Genomic DNA, 18,144 nt, shown 5'->3' with positions numbered 1-18,144 from the left:
TTGACACCTTTGCCGCTCCTTTAAGGGGATCCGCGCGTTGGTACTCAAGTACCATGCCATTTCCGTCATTCGAGCCAAGGCGTTGAAAATCAAAGCTTCGCGGATTTCCTGATCGGGACAGCCAGGCCCTTGGACGGCAAATTCTTGCCGCCAGCGGCCGGTAGTCACAGAGGCGTCACAGGGTTGTCACGCGGGCTACATGGCCCTTGTCGACACTGGTTGCATGACCACAGCGCCCCTGTACATCTCGCTGATCAGCGAAACCTTCCTGCCCGAAGTCAACGGCGTGGCCAATACCCTTGGCCGCCTCTGTGATGGCCTGCGCGCCGCCGGCCATCGGCTGCAGCTGGTGCGTCCGCGCCAGTCGTGCGACCAAGGCCGCCGGAGCGACGATGATCTGATGCTGATCCGCGGCTGGCCGCTGCCGGGCTACCCCGGCTTGCAATGGGGCCAGTCCTGCCTGCACAAGTTGTTGCGCCGCTGGCGCCAGCGCAAGCCGGACGTGCTCTATATCGCCACCGAGGGTCCGCTGGGTTTCTCCGCCCTGCGCGCCGCACGGCGCCTGGGGATTCCCGTGGTCAGTGGCTTCCACACCAACTTCCAGCAGTACACCGGTCATTACGGCGCGGGCCTGTTGACCCGCTTGCTGACCAACTACCTGCGCTGGTTCCACAACGCCACACGACTGACCCTGGTACCCAGCGTCAGCCAGTTGCAGGACCTCACCCGGCGCGGCTTCGAGCGCCTGCAGCTGCTTTCGCGAGGCGTAGACGGCCAGTTGTTCAACCCGGCCCGCCGCTGCCCCGAACTGCGCGCGCAGTGGGGTGTGGGTGAACAGGAAATCGCGGTGATTCACGTTGGGCGCCTGGCAGCGGAGAAGAATCTCGGCCTGCTCGGTGAAACGTTCCAGCGCCTGCAGCAACGTTATCCACAGCTGCGCCTCAAACTGGTGGTGGTGGGCGACGGTCCGCAACGCCTGGCACTGCAACGCGCCCTGCCGGAGGCCATCTTCTGTGGTGTGCAACGCGGCGAGGAGCTGGCCCGCCACTATGCATCCGGCGACCTGTTCCTGTTCCCGAGCCTGTCGGAAACCTTCGGCAATGTGGTGCTGGAAGCCCTGGCTTCCGGCCTGGCGGTGGTCGCATTCGACCAGGCGGCGGCCGCCCAACACATTCGCCATGGGCACAATGGCGCATTGGCGCTGCCGGACGAGCCGACCAGTTTCATCGAGGCCGCCACCTGGTTGCTGGAAGACCCGGAATGCCTGCGTCGCGTGCGCCTCAACGCACGCATGCACGCCGGCCGCCAAGGCTGGGAAGCCATCGTTCAGCAGTTCGAGCAGTACCTGGCACATGCCCGCCGCCCCGAGCTGGAAGTCCCGGCTGGTAGTAGCTTGCCCCCGCAGGCCTAGGAAAACGCCGCCGGTGGCGCGGCGTAGGCCAGACTCAGAGCGCCACGCCCCAGATTGATCGCCCCGGTGGGGCTCAGCATCGCCAGGTGCAATGCAACCCCGCGCTCGACACAGGCCGTTTCCAGTTCGGCGAAGCCTGGCAGATCTCGTACCAGCGACAGCTCCCCGGCATAACTGATGCACAGCTGGGGCGCTAGCAGCTCACCTGCCATTACCCGCAAGCACGCATGGGCCAGAAGCTTCTCCGCCGCCTTGTCGAAGTTGGGGGACAGCGACACGGGTTTGTCCTCACCCTGCTGCACGCTGATCACCGGTTTCACATCCAGCAACGAGCCCAGCCCCAGTGCAGCGCCACGCAGGCGGTCGAGCAGCCCGCTGCGCTCGCCCTTCTGGAATCCTCGCTGGCGCAGATGGCCGAGATCGTCCGGCACGAGAAAGGTACAGACCTGCCCTGCCAACTGTTCCAGCCGCGCACGCACGGCGTTGGGGTGGGCACCATCACCGATCAGCCTCGCTGCCTCGGCAGCCAGCACTGCGGTGCCGGCGAAGATGTTGCCGCCATCCATCACGCGCATCGCGAAATGCCCGGCCACCCCAGCTGCCGAACGACGGTCGCGATAGCGCTGGAGCAGACCGAAGGAGGCCTGGGTTGCGTGCTCGAAGATCGGGCTGCGCTGGGAGGCAATCGTCAGGCAGATCACATGGTCGAAGCGGGTGACAAGCTCTTCCAGGAACCACTCCTGCATTTCCACCACCTGCAGCGGCTCGCTGCGATCGGCCGGGCCGACCTTGGGCAGCAATTCGCCGTAGAAGGCTTGGGTCGCCTGGGGTACGCGGCGATCCACCAGGGAATGCTCCCCCAGCCGGATGCGGATGGGCAGCACCGGGATATGGTGCGTGACGAGGAAGTCCTGGGGCAGGTCGCAGGTGGCATCCACTACCAGGCCAATGCGCATGGGTTACTCCTTCGGCGGGTGTGCCGGCGCTTGTTGTGGTGCGCGCACAGTGACCGCAGGAGGATGTGGTGTCAGCCCAACTGAAAGAGGGTTTGAGGGAACTCGAGTCAAGGCCACAAATAAGAAGCCCCGCATTAGCGGGGCTTCTTCACTCAAGTGCCTTACACCAGGCTGGCCAGTGCGTCTCGGCTGAACGGCAGGATGTCCTGCATGCGGCCTTCGCGCACCTTCACCGCCCAGTCCGGGTCCACCAGCAGGGCACGGCCCACGGCAACCAGGTCGAACTCGTCCTTGTTCAGGCGCTCCAGCAGGCCTTCGATATTGGCGGGCTGGGCGACCTTGTCGGTCTTGACCATGAACTGCAGGAACTCGCCATCCAGGCCGACACTGCCGACGGTGATGGTGGGCTTGCCAGTGAGCTGGCGGGTCCAGCCGGCGAGGTTGAGATCGGAGCCTTCGAACTCCGGCTCCCAGAAGCGGCGGGTCGAGCAGTGGAAGATATCCACACCGGCATCGGACAGCGGCTTGAGGAATTCACCCAGGGCGTCGGAGGTCTGCACCAGGCGCGCGGTGTAGTCCTGCTGCTTCCATTGGGAGTAGCGGAAGATGATTGGATAGTCCGGGCCAACGGCGGCGCGGATGGCCTGGATCACTTCGATGGCGAAGCGCGAGCGGTTGGCCAGGCTGCCGCCGTACTCGTCAGTGCGCTGGTTGGTGCCCTCCCAGAAGAACTGGTCGATCAGGTAACCGTGGGCGCCATGGATTTCCACGCCGTCCATGCCGATGGCCTTGGCATCACGCGCGGCCTGGGCGTAAGCGGCAACCACTTCCTGGATGTCGTCCCTGGTCATGCCATGAACCACCACCTGGCCGTCCTTCACCTTTTCCGTCGGGCCGTAGCCGGGAACGCTTGCGTCCGGTTCGGTGCCCAGGCGACGTACGTTGCCCACATGCCAGAGCTGCGGGACGATGCGGCCGCCTTCGGCGTGCACGGCATCAACCACTTCCTTCCAGGCGGCCAGGGCGTCGTTACCGAAGAAGCGCGGCACATGGGGATAACCGTTGGAGGCCTTGTGACCGATGGTGGTGCCCTCGGTGATGATCAGGCCGACACCGGCCGCGGCGCGGCGGCGGTAGTACTCCACCACCTTGGCGTTAGGCACGCCGCCCGGCGAGAAAGAGCGAGTCATGGGCGCCATCACCACGCGGGTAGGCAGTTCCAGGCCGCCGAGGCGGAAGGGTTCGAAGAGGGCTTGTACGGGAGCGGTCATCGGTTCTCCTGTGGCCGGCCATATGACCGGTCGTCTCGGTTTCAAGGCATTGAAAAATCACGCCCGGAGCAGCAGCTCCAGACGGTCGACGAATGCGTTCATGGGTACGGTGCCACCGCCCACCTTCAGGCGCGTCAACACGCCCTGCCAGGCATTGGCGATGAACGCCGCGAGGTTGGCGCAGTCCTCATCGGCGGACAGCTCGCCCACAGCCACGGCCTCTTCCAGGCAGGCCTGGAGGATGTCCACCGAGCCCTGGAGGATGCGTTCAACCTGCTCGCCGATGGCGGGCGAGAGTTCTGCCATCTCGAAGCCGAGACTGCCGATGAAACAGTGGTATTCCGGTTTCTCGCGGCTGGAGAAGTGCACCAGCAGCTCGCGGTAATAGCCGAGGATGCGCTGGCGCGGACTCAGCGCCGAATTGCCCAGGGCCTGTGCGTAACGATCCAGGCGCGGCAGGTAGAGGTACTCCAGCGCCTGCAGGGCGAAGTCTTCCTTGCTGGCGAAGTAGTGATAGAAGGAGCCCTTGGGAATGCCCGCGGCCTGGACGATCTCCTGCACGCCGGTACCGTGGTAGCCACGGCGGGTCATCACCTGGGAGCCCTTGGCGAGAATGAGGTCGCGTTTGTCGAGTCGGATACTGGTCATGGCGGCGAGCATATGACCGGTCGTCTCGCCTTGCCCAGCACTATTGACGACGCTGATCGAGCACTAAAAGCCGGGGAAGTTACTGCCGGGGGAGGAAACGTAGGAGCCAGCAAGCTGGCTCCTACGGTCAAGCGTTCATGAGTGCAGGAGGTGCATCAGGCCAGGGCCTTTTCGACAGCCTGGATCAGCGCGGGATCGTCCGGCGCGGTGCGCGGAGAGAAGCGCGCCAGCACGCGGCCGTCCTTGCCGACAAGGAACTTCTCGAAGTTCCAGGTGATCTCGCCGGGGAATTCGGCGCCCTCGCCCGCCAGTAGGCGATACAGCGGGTGACGGGCCGATCCGTTGACCTCGATCTTGCTGCCCAGGGGAAAGGTCACACCGTAGTTCAGGCTGCAGAACTCGCGGATCTCGTCCTCGCTGCCCGGCTCCTGCCCGGCAAACTGGTTGCACGGCAGGCCCAGCACGGTGAAACCCTTGTCACGGTATTGCTGGTAGAGCTTTTCCAGCCCGGCGTATTGGGGCGTCAGGCCGCACTTGGAGGCGACATTCACCACCAACACCACCTGGCCCTTGTACGGCGCCAACGGCAGATCCTGACCGTCGAGCGCACGCAGATTGAGGTCGTGAAAGGCACTCATGACTGACTCCTCGAAAATCTCAGGGATTTCACAGCGGACAAAAAAGGCGCCCCGGGGCGCCTTTTCGGTTTTTTCAGCTTAGCAGCCGATTCGCGAATTGCCGGGTCGACAGTCGCGGACGATCGGTCAGTGGTGGTGACCGCCTTCGCCGTGGATGTGACCGTGGGCGATCTCTTCGTCGCTGGCGTCACGCACGGTGACTACCTTGACCTTGAAGTTCAGGCGCTGGCCGGCCAGCGGGTGGTTGCCGTCAACGGTTACGTCGTCGCCGTCGATGTCGCGGATGGTAACGATCTGCATGCTGCCGTCCGGGCCGGAGGCGTGGAACTGCATGCCGACTTCCAGCTGGTCGACGCCTTCGAACATGGCGCGGTCCAGGGTAGCGACCAGCTCGGCGCTGTACTCGCCGTAGGCATCTTCGGGCTCGACGGCAACATTCAGCTCGTCACCAATCTGCTTGCCTTCGAGTGCACGTTCCAGGCCAGCGATGATGTTGCCGGCGCCGTGCAGGTACACCAGCGGAGCGCCGCCAGCGGAACTGTCGATCACCTCACCGGCGTCGTTGGTAAGGGTATAGTCGATGGACACGGCCTTGTTGGCGGCGATCAGCATGGTGCGAGACCTTCTGCGAATGAATGATGAACGAGCAAGTTTAACCGCGCGGCAAGTCGATTGCGACCCGAACGCTGACGGGCGGCCCCGGCTGGTCGGCTACAGGCAAGACGAGGACGGTCACTGGGTGGCAGTGCTTTCCTGCGGCCATACTCAGCACTTGCGGCACCAGCCACCCTGGCAGTCGCGCGCCTGGGTGCTCGATCCCGCGCAACGCGCCGACCAGTTGGGCCGCCTCTTCCCCTGCGGCTGGTGCGCCCAGGGCATGGCCCCTGTCCCCACCGAGGAAACCTGATGCCTGCACGCAACATCCTGGTGATCCATGCCCGCAGGACATCCCTGCGCTTCGCCCTGGTCAACGAGGCCCACAGTCAGTTCATCCTCCACGGCATGGCCGACGGGCTTGGCAGCCGTAACGCCGAACTGCGCTGGCAGCGCGGCGGTGACAAAGACAGTCTGATGATCCCCAACGCCGACCACCGCGCCGCGCTGTCGCAGCTGATGCCCATTGTCCTGGGTGCGGCCGGCGGCAAGCTGCATGGCGTCGGCCACCACGTGTTGCACGGTGGCGAGCTGTTCAACTCCGCCTGCCGCGTGGATGCCCAGGTGATCCGCTGCCTGCAGGCCCTGGTCCCGCTGGCGCCGCAGCAGATGCCGGCCAGCCTGGTCGGCATCGACGCCGCCATGCACCTGCTGCCGAACCTGCCCCATGTGGCCGTGTTCGATACGGCCTTCCACCAGAGCATGCCCGAGCACGTCTACCGCCTCGCCCTGCCGGATGCCGTCTACCGCGACCACGGTCTGCGCCGCTATGCCTTCCACGGCAACAGCCACCGTTTCGTCAGTCGCCGTGCCGCCGAGCTGGCCGGACTATCGCTCGGAGACAGCTGTTGGCTTTCCGCGCACGTCGGCGAGCACAGCTCCGCCTGCGCCATCGTCAACGGCCAGAGCCGCGACGCCAGCATGAACCTGGTCATGGCCAACCGCTGCGGCGATATCGACCCGCATCTCTATACCCAGTTGCACCGCAGCCTTGGTTGGAGCCTGGAGAAGATCGACCAGGTACTGCGTCAGGAAAGCGGTCTGCTCGGCCTCTCCAATCTGGCCAAGGACATGCGCAGCCTGGAAACAGCCCGCGACCAGGGCCACGCCGGCGCCACCCTGGCCATCGAAGTCTTCTGCTATCGCCTGGCCAAGACCCTGGCGGCCGTAAGCTGCGCTCTGCCACAGCTGGACGGGCTGATCTTCACCGGCGAGATCGGCGAGAATTCACCCCTTGTGCGCAGCCGCACGGTGGATCACCTGAAGCTGCTCAACCTGGCCATCGACCGCGAAGCCAACGCGCGCTGCGTGCGCGGCATCGCCGGCCCCATCCACCAGCGTGGCCATCCACGCGTGCTGGTGGTGCCGACCAACGAAGAACGCCAGATCGCCCTCGATACCCTAGGCCTGCTCGCCTGAACCGTTTTCGCCAAGGAGCCCCATGCACTGCTTTTTCATCGCCCCGACCGGATTCGGCGTCGGTCTGACCTCCACCAGCCTGGGATTGGTACGTGCCCTGGAGCTGGCTGGCCTGCAGGTCGGCTTCCTCAAGCCGGTGGCCCAGCCCCACCCCGGCGACCTCGGCCCGGAGCGCTCCACCGAGCTGGTGGCCCGCACCCATGGTCTCAAACCACCGACGCCACTGGCGCAGTCCCAGGTGGAGCGGATGCTCGCCGACGGCCAGTTGGACGAGTTGCTGGAAGACATCACCGGCCTGTTCCATAAGGCCGCCGAGGACAAGGACGTCGTGATTGTCGAAGGCATGGTGCCGACCCGACACGCCAGCTACGCCGCGCGCATCAACTTCCACCTGGCCAAGAGCCTGGACGCCGACGTGATCCTGGTATCGGCGCCGGAAGACGAGAGTCTCTCGGAATTGTCCGATCGCCTGGAGATCCAGGCCCAGCAATTCGGCGGACCGCGTGACCCGAAGGTCCTCGGGGTGATCCTCAACAAGGTGCGCGACGACGAATTCGCCCGCCGCCTCAAGGAGCAGTCACCCCTGCTCCGCGGCGACGACTTCCGCCTGCTGGGCAGCGTGCCCTGGCTGGACGAACTGAACGCACCGCGAACCCGCGACGTCGCCGACCTGCTGCAGGCCCAGGTGATCAATGCCGGCGACTACGACCAGCGCCGCGTGCAGAAGATAGTCGTCTGCGCACGCACCGTGCCCAACACCGTGCAACAGCTCAAACCGGGCGTGCTAGTGGTGACGCCTGGCGATCGCGACGACATCATCCTCGCCGCCAGCCTGGCGTCCATGAACGGCGTGCCGCTTGCGGGCCTGCTGCTCTCCAGCGATATCCAGCCCGACCCACGCACCCTGGAACTGTGCCGAGGTGCCCTGCAAGGCGGCCTGCCTGTGCTGGGCGTGGCAACCGGCACCTATGACACGGCGACCAACCTCAACCGGATGAACAAGGAAATCCCGGTGGACGACCGCGAGCGCGCGGAGAAAGTCACCGAGTTCGTCGCCCGCAACCTCGACCTCGACTGGCTGCGCGCCCGCTGCGGCGCTCCCAGCGCGACCCCGCGTCTGTCTCCCCCGGCGTTCCGCCACCGCCTGATCCAGCAGGCCCAGCTCGCCGGCAAGCGCATCGTCCTGCCTGAAGGCAGCGAGCCGCGCACCGTGCAGGCTGCCGCCGCCTGCCAGGCTCGAGGCATCGCCCATTGTGTGCTGCTGGCCAAGCCGGACGATGTTCATGCCGTGGCTAGGGCGCAGGGCATCGACCTGCCGGAGGGCCTGGAAATCCTCGATCCGGACAAGGTCCGCGAACGCTATGTGCAGCCCATGGTGGAACTGCGCCAGAACAAGAGCCTCAATGCGCCCATGGCAACCGCGCAGCTGGAAGACAGCGTTGTGCTCGGCACCATGATGCTGGCCCTGGACGAAGTGGACGGCCTGGTGTCCGGTGCCATCCACCCCACGGCGAACACTATTCGCCCGGCGCTGCAGCTGATCAAATCGGCGCCCGGCTACCGCATCGCCTCTTCCGTCTACCTGATGCTGCTGCCGGAACAAGTGGTGGTCTACGGAGACTGCGCGGTGAACCCCGATCCCGACGCCAGCGACCTGGCGGAAATCGCGCTGCAGAGTGCGGATTCCGCCGAGGCGCTGGGGATAACCCCACGCGTGGCGCTGATCTGCGATTCGACAGACGAAGCTGAGCTGGCCAAGGTCGGCGAGGCTACGCGCCTGGCCCGAGCCGCCCGCCCGGACCTGCCCATCGAAGGCCCCCTGCCCTATGCCGCCGCCAGGGACGGACGCACCACGGTGTTCGTCTTCCCCGACCTCGCCAGCGGTGATGCGGCCTACAAGGCCGTGCAACAGGGCAATCACGCAGCCAGTGGCGGCCTGATGCTCCAGGGCCTGCGCAAGCCGGTGAACGACTTGCCGCGCAATGTCGTGGTGGACGACATCATCCACACCATCGCACTGACGGCGATCCAGGCGGCGTGCGGTAGCGAGGGCTGACAGAACCACACCTTGCCGGGAATTTCCTCTGTAGGGGCGAATTCATTCGCCCCTACAACAGAGCCGACGAATTAGCCTCGCTCCCGACCGCCCGGTCACCCTTCCCGCTTGCAGTTGAGTGAACAACCGTTAACCTTGGCCACCATTCTGCCCGCAGTCAGGGAATGCAGCGGGCCCTATCCATGACGCGGTGGCTACGACCACCCACGGTGAGGCTCCACCCTTTCATGCTCAGCTTTATCCCCGCCCCCCTGCTCGGCGCCCTGGCAGCTGTCCTGCTGGCGCTCAACACCCTGTTCTGGTGCATGCCGCTGTTCGCTGTGACGCTGCTGAAGCTGCTGCTGCCCTTCCGCGCCACCAAGGGCGTGCTGAACTGGGCCGCTAGCTTCATCGCCGAGGGCTGGATCAGCTGCAACAAGTTGTGGATGCGCCTGGTGCGCGACACCCGCTGGGACGTCGACGGACTGGCCGGGCTCGATTACCAGCACAGCTACCTGGTCACCAGCAATCACCAGAGCTGGGTGGACATCCTGGTCCTGCAACACTTGTTCAACCGGCGCATCCGTCTGCTGCGTTTCTTCCTCAAGCAGGAGTTGATCTGGGTCCCGGTGATCGGCCTGTGCTGGTGGGCGCTGGATTTCCCCTTCATGAAGCGCTACTCCAAGGCTTACCTGGCCAAGCACCCGGAGAAAAAGGGCAAGGACCTGGAAACCACCCGCCGCACCTGCGACAAGTTCCGTGACAACCCGGTGGGCATTTTCAACTTCCTCGAAGGCACCCGCTTCACCCGTGCCAAACACGACGAACAGGGTTCGCCTTTCCAATACCTGCTCAAGCCCAAGGCAGGCGGCATCGCCTTCGTGCTCGACGCCATGGGTGAGCAGTTGCATTCGCTGGTCAACGTCACCATTCACTACCCGGATGGCAACCCGAATTTCTGGACCTTGCTGGCCGGCCGCTTGCGCCAGGTAGTGGTACGCATCGAGAAACTGGAGATTCCTGGCGAGTTCATCGGCAAGAACTACGACCAGGACGAGCAATACCGCCTGGCCTTCCAGCAATGGGTGAACCGCCTGTGGGAGGCCAAGGATGCCCAGCTGGTGCGGCTGCACCAGCAATTCCCGGCAGCCTGAGCCGGATACGAAAAGCCCGCCGATTGGCGGGCTTTTTCTTGCTCTAGGCCGTCTGTAGCACCTCATCTACCTGGAGCAACGGCGCCAGGTTGGTGTAGTTGGCGATATCGGCGCTTATCTCGTCGCCGTTCAGTTCCAGAGTGCTGCGCAATTCATCCACCGACAGTACCCAGATATTGGCCATGCAGATAAACGGCGCCACGGCGCCATCCGCTGCAGCCAAGCCCTTGCGCACTTCGAGCTTCACCAGGTTTTCGCCGATCAGGCGGGACAGGAGCGGGATGTGTTCCTCACAGTAGTAGGTGAAGTCGAACTTGGCGCCCGGTGCATTGGGATACGCCACAACAAAGCAGTACATGGAGCCTCCTTTTCTCAATAGGCAGCGGGCGCGAACCCCGATGCCCCGACTAATGAAGTGTAGGCCCGCGACTTCCGGTATGCGTGATGGCCTGCCCCGGTTTCAGGGAGAGGCCGTCAGGCTATCTGATCCCTCGCGCAACGCGACCCAGTCCACCACTTTCGGGAAGGCCTCAGCCTTGGCCACCGGCAGCCCGGGCGCCACCAGGAAGCCCTGCATGAAAGTGCAGCCGTGTTCCAGCAGCCAGTCGCGCTGCGCCAGGGTCTCCACCCCCTCGGCGATCACTTCCAGTCCCAGGTGGCGGCTGAGGTCGATGATGGTGCTGACCACCGCGGCGTCGCGACGCGACTCCAGCATGTTGGAAATGAACAGGCGATCGATCTTCAGGGTATCCAGCTCGAAATGCCGCAGGTAGGCCAGGGACGAATAGCCCGTGCCGAAGTCGTCGATGGCGATACGCACCCCCAGGGCACGCAGCTGCCTGAGCTGTTCGCGGGTCAGCTCCAGGTCCTGCATCAACGCGCTTTCCGTGACCTCCACTTCCAACTGCTCGGGGCGCAAGCGGAATTCCCCGAGCACCCGCCGCAGGTCATCCACCAGTTGCGGCATGCCGAACTGCACCGGACTGACATTCAGGCTCACCACCAGGTCGCTGCCAAAGGTCGGCTGCCAGGCGCTGCACTGGCTGGCCCCCTCCCGCAGTACCCAGTCGCCCAGGCGGTTGATAAGGCGGGTTTCCTCCAGCAGCGGGATGAATACATTGGGCGCCACGGTGCCGGCCACTCGATGTTCCCAGCGCAACAACGCCTCGAAGCCACGCAGGCGACCGGTCTCCAGGTTGACCTGCGGCTGGTACACCAGATGGAAGTCGTTCTGCTCGATGGCATTGCGCAGGCTTTCCTCCAGCATCAGACGGGAGCGGGCGCGGCCATTCATTTCCGGCGAGTAGAAGCGGTACTGCTGACGACCGGCGCGCTTGGCCTCGTACATGGCGATGTCCGCCGCGCGCAACAGGCCGTCCACACTCTGTCCGCACTCGGGGAAGCAGGCGATGCCGACGCTGGCGCCGAGGGTGACATCGATGCCCTCGATGCGGTGGCGCACCGAGACCAGTTCGATGAGTTTCTCGGCAACCCTTGCAGCGTCTTCGGGGTGGTCGAGGGTATCCAGGAGTGCAGTGAATTCGTCGCCCCCCATGCGCGCCAGGATGTCGTAGGGGCGCAGGCAGTTCTTCAACTGTTCCGCTACCCGTCGCAGCACGCGGTCGCCGGCCTCATGGCCCAGGGAGTCGTTGATCAGCTTGAAACCGTCCAGGTCCAGGTAGAGCACCGCCATGCGCTTGCCGTTACGTTCGATGCGCGCCAGGGAAGCCTCCAGCGCCTGGTGGAAGCCTCGGCGGTTGAGCAGTCCGGTCAGGGCATCGGTGATTGCCTGGGACTCCAGTTGGGCGTGCAACTGACGCACCACTGACATATCCAGGGCAATGACCACCATGGAGCGCTGCAGCCGTGGCAGCGGCGAGGACGACAGTGCCACCGGCAGACGCTCGCCCCCCATTGTCTTGAGACTGGCGTCATGCAGGCGGTAGGTCTGGTTCTGCCTCCAGTGGCGGTAGAAATCCGACAGTTTCCATTCGCTCGCCATTTCGGGATGGGCAATCAGGCTCAGCAGTGGCCGGCCCTCCAGATCGTCCACGCTGCCCTGGAGCATCTGCGCCATGGCCGGGTTGGCGAAACTGATCAGGCCGTCTTCGCCCACTACCAGGATGCCCTCGGCGGCATTCTCCAGCACCGAGGCGTTGAAGGCGCGCGCGGTGTCGAGTTGCTGGCTGAGCTGCAGCAGGTCGCGCCGATTGCGCTCGTGGGCCAGCAGCGACTGGATCTTGTGACGCAGCACCTGGGGGTCGAACGGCTTGAGAATGAAGTCCACCGCACCGGAGGAGTAGCCACGGAGCACTGCGTCCTGGGTATGGGCGATGGCGGAGATGAAGATGATCGGCGTGAAGCGGGTCAACGGACTGCTACGCATCAACCGAGCCACTTCGAAACCGTCCATGCGCGGCATCTGCACGTCCAGCAGTACCAGGCCGACTTCCTCTTCCAGCAGACACTTGAGCGCGGCCTCGCCTGAATCCACCGTACGGACCTGCCATTCACCGTCGTCCAGCAACGCCTCCATGGCGGCGAGGTTTTCCTGGCGGTCGTCCACCACCAGCAGGATGTTGGCCGCCAGGCCCTCTTTAAGCTGCAGGTGCGCCATGGCGACCTCCTGGTTGTTCCAGCCAGCGGTAGAGCATGTCCAGCACTTCCTGGCGACTGACCGGCTTGGCCAGGTAGTCGTCGGCACCGGCGGTGATGCACTTCTCACGGTCGCCCTTCATTGCGTGGGCGGTCAGGGCGATGATCGGAATAGCGCAACCGTGCTCCTGCTTGAGCACGCGGGTGGCCGTGTAACCGTCCATATTGGGCATGGCCATGTCCATCAGGATCAGGTCGAAGGGTTCACGCTGGAAGCATTCGATGGCCTCCAGACCGTCGCGGGCGGCGGTCACCTTCAGGCCGGCCTCGTCCAGCAAGGCGCTGAGGGCGTAGATGTTCCGCACATCGTCATCCACCAGGAGCACCCGGCTACCTTCCAGAGGGTCCATGTCCGAGAGGGCGTTCGGCTGACGCACGGCTGCAAGGAAGCCCTGCACGGCCGAGCTGAGGTTGTCGAGGTCCTCGCCCGCCTTGCGCACCACGACTGCCGAATAGCGGCGCAAGCGCTGAAGGTTCTGCTGATTGACGTCAACACCGGTGTTGATGACCACGCGCGAGCCGTCCAGGGGACGTTCCCGGTCGAGGCTGTCGAGCAGTTCGAAGCCATCCTGGTCGGGCAGGTCGAGGTCGATCACCAGGGCGGAGAAATCGTTCTGTGCGTAGGCCTTCCGGGCCCCTTCGCCACTGGCGCTGGCCACCACATTGAAGCCCAGTTGTTCCAGGTGTTCGCGGTAGTGCTCACGCTCTACATCCACGTCCTCCACCAGCAGCAGCTTGCGCGCATCCGGCGGAGTGCCGCCCTCCAGGTCATGGAACACCTGCTCCAGGTCTTCCCGGGCGATGGGCTTGACCAGGTAGCGGGTATCGTCCTCGTTCCAGTCCTGGGGCTGTGGCACGCAGGAGATGATGTTCACCGGCGTGGCACGGTGGTTCGCATGGCTGCGTAGGCGTCGGTAGATCTGCCAGCCGCTGATGTCCGGCAAGAGGATGTCGAGGATGACCGCGGCGAATCGCTCGCTCTGCAGCAGCGCGATGGCCTGTTTTCCACTGCGGCAGTGAACGCTGGAGAATCCGTGGGCCTGGGCTTCCTCGGCCATCACCGAGGCGAAATTGACGTCGTCCTCGACAATCAGCACGGACGGGCCTTGGCCGCTGCGCACCGGTTGCGGCGGTGTCTCGTCGTCCTTCGGCTGGCTGGCGGCCACCGCCACCGGCAGTCGGACGATAAAGCGCGAGCCCCGCCCCGGCACACTTTCCAGCGTGATGTCGCCATCCAGGGCGAGCACCAGTTGACGCGTGATGGCCAGCCCCAGCCCGGTACCGCCGAAGCGCCGGCTGGTGGAACCATCTATCTGCTGGAAAGCCTGGAAGATACGATCGTGCTGGTCTTCGGGAATGCCGATACCAGTGTCGCGCACGGCAAAACGCAGCACTTCGCGTTCATCGGTTGCGGCCGACGGGTCCAGCTCCACGGACAGTTCCACCTCACCCTGCTCGGTGAACTTGAGGGCATTGGATAACAGGTTGCGCAGAATCTGGTGCAGGCGCACGCGGTCGCTGTGGATAACCCTCGGCACGCCCGCCTGGATGTGCGTGGACAGGCGCAGGCCCTTGATCTCGGCCATAGGCCGCAGGCTGCCATCCAGCTCGGCAAGCATGTCCTGGACGTTCAGCGGCTCCAGCTTGAGCTGCATGCGCCCCGCCTCGACCTTGGCCAGGTCGAGGACATCGTTGATCAGTTGCAGCAAGTCGCTGCCGGCGCGGTGGACGATGTCGGCGTGCCGGGTCTGCTTCTCGGTCAGGTTACCGACCATGTTCTGCCGTAGCTGGTCGCTGAGGATCAGGATGCTGTTCAGCGGCGTACGCAGCTCGTGCGACATGTTGGCGAGGAATTCCGATTTGTACCGGTTGGCCAGCATCAGTTGCTCGGCCTGGTCACGCAGCCGCTGTTCCGCCGCCCTGCGCTCGGTGATGTCGATGATCACCGCCTGTACCAGGACTTCGCGGCCTGCACGGATCGGCGAAAGTCCCACCTCCAGGGGGATCATGGTGCCGTCGCGATGCTGGCCGAACAGCTCGCGGTTGCTGCCCATTCGCCGTTGCTCGGGCTTGCGCAGGAAGCCTTCGCGCATCGCCACATGGGACTCGCGCAGCGCCTCGGGCAGCAGTTTCTCCACCGGTGCATCGAGCATTTCCTGGCGGCTGTAGCCGAAGAGCTGCTCGGCCTGCCGATTGACCATGGCGATCCGCCCCTGGGTATCCACCAGGACGATGGCGTTGGGCGAGGCTTCGACCACCAGGCGGAAGCGTTCCTCAGCGCTCTTGCGCGCCTGCAGATCCACCAGGTTGATCAGGTAGCGATGATTCACGCCAAGGTTAAGGCTGCTCAGGGTCAGCGCCACCGGAATTCGCTCTCCCCCCTCCTGTTGCACTTCAACCTCGGTCAGCTGGGTGGGCGCCTGGTCAGCCTCACTCGACACCAGTGCAGCCATGTTCGGCAGGTATCGCTGCAGGCGCTGGCCCAGCAGGAATTCGGTATCACAAGCCAACAAGTCGCCAGCACTGGCATTGGCCATTTCTATACGCCCTTGGACGTCGCAGATAAGCGTGGCCACTGGCAGGTGCTGCAGCAGCAGGCGGAAGCGTTCCTCACGCTCGGCAAGTTCGATGGAGGAAGACAGGCTGAGCTGCAATTGGCGCTCACGCTGGTAGAGGTAGCCCCCTACCAATAGCGAGAGCAGCACCGCGGCCGCCAGGCCTGTCCAGAGGCTGAAAGCGATGCGGTTGTTGCCCAGCATGGCCTCGTACTTGGCCGTGCTGCCTACGCCCAAAGCCCATGTACGGCCGAACAGTTTCAGTTCCTGGACCTGGTGGAAACGTGGCTGGCGTTCGCCACCAACCGTCTCCAACAGGGGCAGACCTGGGTTACCGAGGTCCTTCAGGTCAATTTTGTAGAGGCTGCTCTGGGTCCCCAGGATGCCGTCCATCAGGTCGCTCACGCGGAAGGCACCGCAGACCATGCCAATCAGTGCCGCACGGCGCTCCTCGACGGTGCTGCTGGGCGCATCAGGGCGGTACACCGGCATGTAGAGCAGCAGTCCTCCCTGCACTTGCTGATCGGTTTCCTGCCTGAGCTTCACCGGTCCGGTGAGGATGGCCTCGCCGGTCTCCCAGGCGAGATTGATAGCCTCCCGGCGCACCGCCTCGGTGAGCATGTCGAAGCCCAGGGTACGTCGGTTGCGCCAGTCCATGGGGCTGCTGTATTGCACCACCAGGTACTCGTCCCTCGGCTCCGACGGGAATACGCGGAACTCGCGACGCCCCTGGTCCCAGATCTCGCCGACGAATTCGCTGAGTTCCTCGTGTTTCAGGTAACGCGCCCAGGCCAGCGCCTGGATACCCGGATAGCGGTCCTGCAACTGCAACTGGTCGGTGGCCCGAGCCCACTCCTCGGCAGACACGGCGGTGCTACCAACCATCAGGCCGGACATGCCACGCAGGACCATCTCATAAGCGCGCATCCGGATGCCGACACGCTGGGCAATTTCCTCCGCCTCTATCTTGAAGCGCTGCTCGTACTCGTCGCGATTACGTGCTTCGAGAGCCAGCCATTGCCAGATAACCAGACCGCCGAGCACGAGCAGCAGGGTCAGTGTCACCAGCAGCGGCAACAGGTACTTGCGGGAGAAGGGGGATTGGTTGTCGTCCATGCACGCTCCTGACTACTCCTTGTCCGTGGCGGCGCCTCTGGGGGCGTTGGCCGACGGTTCAAACAGGGTTCGGTGGAACCCTGCAACGCAGTCTAGACAGGAAAGTGACAACTGGCGTTGCGCCAGTAATCGCACGACGAGCGGCAGAAACGACGAGGCCCGCAACAGCGGGCCTCGTGGTGGTGGAGCAGTATCAGTACTGCTGCGGAGCCTGGGCGCCGGGGATGGGCGTCAGCTTGATTTCCACACGGCGGTTCTGCGAACGGCCCGCCTCGTTGGCGTTGCTGGCGACCGGCACGTCCGGGCCCATGCCACGGGAGGAAACGCGAGTGCCGTTGACGCCCTGGGCCATCAGGTAGTTGGCCACGCTCTGGGCGCGCTGCTGCGACAGGTTCATGTTGTATTGGTGGCTACCGGTGCTGTCGGTGTGGCCGACCACTTCAATGTTGTTCTGGTCGTACTGCTTGAACGACGTCGCCAGGTTGTTCAGCGGGGTGTAGAAGTTGCTGGCGATATCTGCCGAGTTGGTGGCGAACGTGATGTTGCCGGGCATGATCAGGTTGATGTTGTCGCCCTGGCGCTGTACCTGCACACCAGTGCCTTCCATGCTGCGGCGCAGCTCGGCTTCCTGCTTGTCGACGTAGTAGCCGTAGCCTGCGCTGGCAGCGCCAGCCACGGCGGCGCCAATCAGCGCACCCTTGCCACGGTTGTCATGATTGATCGCGGCACCGGCTACGGCACCCGCCAGTGCGCCCAGGGCACCGTACTTGGCGGTTTTGCTCATGCCGCCTTCGGCGGGAGCCTGGACTTCACCCTGTTGATTGTAGGGATTCTGAGCAGCACAGCCCGACAGCATGGCGAAAGCGGTGGCGGCGATGATCAGGCGACGCGGGGTGAACATGGACTTTTTACTCCTGAGAAATCGTTTAGCCGGTGTGGCTGCGGGCGATTAGACATCAATGCGCGTAAAAATTCCGTAGATCAGGCTCGCACGAACGGATTTTCCCGCATCTCATCGCCCAGGCGCGTGTCCGGGCCGTGACCGGTCACCACAGTGGCATCCTCGTCCAGGCTGTAGAGGCGCTGCTTGATCGAGCGTTCGATGGTGCCGTAGTCGCCGCCCCACAGATCGGTACGGCCAATGCCCCGGCGGAACAGGGTGTCACCTGCGATCAGCAGCTTGGCCTTGGGGAACCAGAAGCTCATGGAGCCTGGCGTGTGCCCCGGAGTGTGGACGGCAACGCCGCAACCGCAGGCCAGCTCCTCATCATCGGCCAGCCACTGGTCGGGTGCCGGCACTGGCTTGTAGGGCACACCGAACATGCGGCACTGCATTTCCAGGCTGTCCCAGAGGAACTGGTCTTCCTTGTGCAGATGCAGGGTTGCACCGGTGGCTTTCTTCAGTTCGCCCGAAGCGAGGAAATGATCGAGGTGGGCATGCGTATGGATGATGCTGACGAGCTTCAGGCCGTGGGCCTCCAGGCGTGCCAGGATCAGCTCGTGGTTGCCACCCGGATCGACGACGATGGCCTTCTTGCTGACCGGATCGCCGATCAAGGTGCAGTTGCACTGCAAAGGGCCGACGGGGAAGGTTTCGCGAATCAGGGCTGTGGCTTGGGTCATCGGGCATCT

Annotated in this window: 15 protein-coding genes; 5 read left to right on the top strand and 10 right to left on the bottom strand. The window is 64.3% G+C overall.

Annotated elements, in window-relative coordinates; all coding sequences use genetic code 11:
* The first annotated feature begins 199 nt into the window (after positions 1 to 199).
* Positions 200 to 1,411: a glycosyltransferase family 1 protein gene (locus D6Z43_RS24940; RefSeq protein WP_120654667.1), complete on the top strand. Its 1,212-nt coding sequence runs from the start codon at positions 200 to 202 to the stop codon at positions 1,409 to 1,411.
* On the opposite strand, the gene D6Z43_RS24935 is transcribed toward D6Z43_RS24940, so the two are convergent.
* From D6Z43_RS24935 to D6Z43_RS24915, 5 genes are all read right to left on the bottom strand, one after another.
* Complete coding sequence (locus tag D6Z43_RS24935) at positions 1,408 to 2,367, bottom strand: DegV family protein (RefSeq protein WP_120654666.1); 960 nt, start codon at positions 2,365 to 2,367, stop codon at positions 1,408 to 1,410. The two genes, D6Z43_RS24940 and D6Z43_RS24935, sit on opposite strands and share 4 nt — an antisense overlap.
* A gap of 161 nt (positions 2,368 to 2,528) precedes the next feature.
* The gene (locus D6Z43_RS24930) at positions 2,529 to 3,638 is read right to left on the bottom strand and encodes an NADH:flavin oxidoreductase (RefSeq protein WP_120654665.1); all 1,110 of its coding nucleotides are present in this window, start codon (positions 3,636 to 3,638) and stop codon (positions 2,529 to 2,531) included.
* A 57-nt stretch (positions 3,639 to 3,695) separates the two neighbouring features.
* Complete coding sequence (locus D6Z43_RS24925; RefSeq protein WP_256660919.1) at positions 3,696 to 4,286, bottom strand: TetR/AcrR family transcriptional regulator; 591 nt, start codon at positions 4,284 to 4,286, stop codon at positions 3,696 to 3,698.
* 155 nt (positions 4,287 to 4,441) lie between these two features.
* A complete protein-coding gene (locus D6Z43_RS24920) occupies positions 4,442 to 4,924 on the bottom strand; it encodes a glutathione peroxidase (protein ID WP_120654663.1) in 483 nt (160 codons plus the stop codon).
* Positions 4,925 to 5,050: 126 nt separating this feature from the next.
* The gene (locus D6Z43_RS24915) at positions 5,051 to 5,536 is read right to left on the bottom strand and encodes a peptidylprolyl isomerase (protein WP_120654662.1); all 486 of its coding nucleotides are present in this window, start codon (positions 5,534 to 5,536) and stop codon (positions 5,051 to 5,053) included.
* Between D6Z43_RS24915 and D6Z43_RS24910 the strand changes: the two genes are divergently transcribed.
* From D6Z43_RS24910 to D6Z43_RS24895, 4 genes are all read left to right on the top strand, one after another.
* The gene (locus tag D6Z43_RS24910; RefSeq protein ID WP_120655357.1) at positions 5,505 to 5,831 is read left to right on the top strand and encodes a DUF3565 domain-containing protein; all 327 of its coding nucleotides are present in this window, start codon (positions 5,505 to 5,507) and stop codon (positions 5,829 to 5,831) included. The two genes, D6Z43_RS24915 and D6Z43_RS24910, sit on opposite strands and share 32 nt — an antisense overlap.
* Complete coding sequence (locus tag D6Z43_RS24905; protein WP_120654661.1) at positions 5,831 to 6,997, top strand: acetate/propionate family kinase; 1,167 nt, start codon at positions 5,831 to 5,833, stop codon at positions 6,995 to 6,997. Before D6Z43_RS24910 ends, D6Z43_RS24905 begins: the two co-directional genes overlap by 1 nt.
* 22 nt (positions 6,998 to 7,019) lie before the next feature.
* The gene (pta, locus tag D6Z43_RS24900; protein WP_120654660.1) at positions 7,020 to 9,053 is read left to right on the top strand and encodes a phosphate acetyltransferase; all 2,034 of its coding nucleotides are present in this window, start codon (positions 7,020 to 7,022) and stop codon (positions 9,051 to 9,053) included.
* Positions 9,054 to 9,280: 227 nt separating this feature from the next.
* The gene (locus D6Z43_RS24895) at positions 9,281 to 10,186 is read left to right on the top strand and encodes an acyltransferase (protein WP_120654659.1); all 906 of its coding nucleotides are present in this window, start codon (positions 9,281 to 9,283) and stop codon (positions 10,184 to 10,186) included.
* Positions 10,187 to 10,229: 43 nt separating this feature from the next.
* Here the strand turns inward: D6Z43_RS24895 and D6Z43_RS24890 are convergent, their stop codons facing one another.
* From D6Z43_RS24890 to D6Z43_RS24870, 5 genes are all read right to left on the bottom strand, one after another.
* Positions 10,230 to 10,544, bottom strand: coding sequence for an EthD family reductase (locus D6Z43_RS24890; RefSeq protein ID WP_120654658.1), 315 nt, complete (start codon positions 10,542 to 10,544; stop codon positions 10,230 to 10,232).
* Between the two features lie 102 nt (positions 10,545 to 10,646).
* The gene (locus D6Z43_RS24885; RefSeq protein ID WP_120654657.1) at positions 10,647 to 12,803 is read right to left on the bottom strand and encodes a bifunctional diguanylate cyclase/phosphodiesterase; all 2,157 of its coding nucleotides are present in this window, start codon (positions 12,801 to 12,803) and stop codon (positions 10,647 to 10,649) included.
* Positions 12,784 to 16,512 carry a response regulator gene (locus tag D6Z43_RS24880; protein WP_120654656.1) on the bottom strand — a complete coding sequence of 1,243 codons (3,729 nt, stop codon included), beginning with the start codon at positions 16,510 to 16,512 and terminating at the stop codon, positions 12,784 to 12,786. Before D6Z43_RS24880 ends, D6Z43_RS24885 begins: the two co-directional genes overlap by 20 nt.
* A gap of 193 nt (positions 16,513 to 16,705) precedes the next feature.
* Complete coding sequence (locus D6Z43_RS24875; RefSeq protein ID WP_120654655.1) at positions 16,706 to 17,413, bottom strand: OmpA family protein; 708 nt, start codon at positions 17,411 to 17,413, stop codon at positions 16,706 to 16,708.
* A gap of 80 nt (positions 17,414 to 17,493) precedes the next feature.
* Positions 17,494 to 18,135 (bottom strand): MBL fold metallo-hydrolase, encoded by a 642-nt coding sequence (locus D6Z43_RS24870; RefSeq protein ID WP_120654654.1) that lies wholly within the window; start codon positions 18,133 to 18,135, stop codon positions 17,494 to 17,496.
* Positions 18,136 to 18,144 lie beyond the last annotated feature (9 nt).

This window comes from Pseudomonas sp. DY-1 (genome assembly GCF_003626975.1).
Taxonomy (GTDB): domain Bacteria; phylum Pseudomonadota; class Gammaproteobacteria; order Pseudomonadales; family Pseudomonadaceae; genus Metapseudomonas.
Note: the sequence above shows the minus strand (reverse complement) of the source record. Positions and strands in the feature narration are given on the sequence as shown.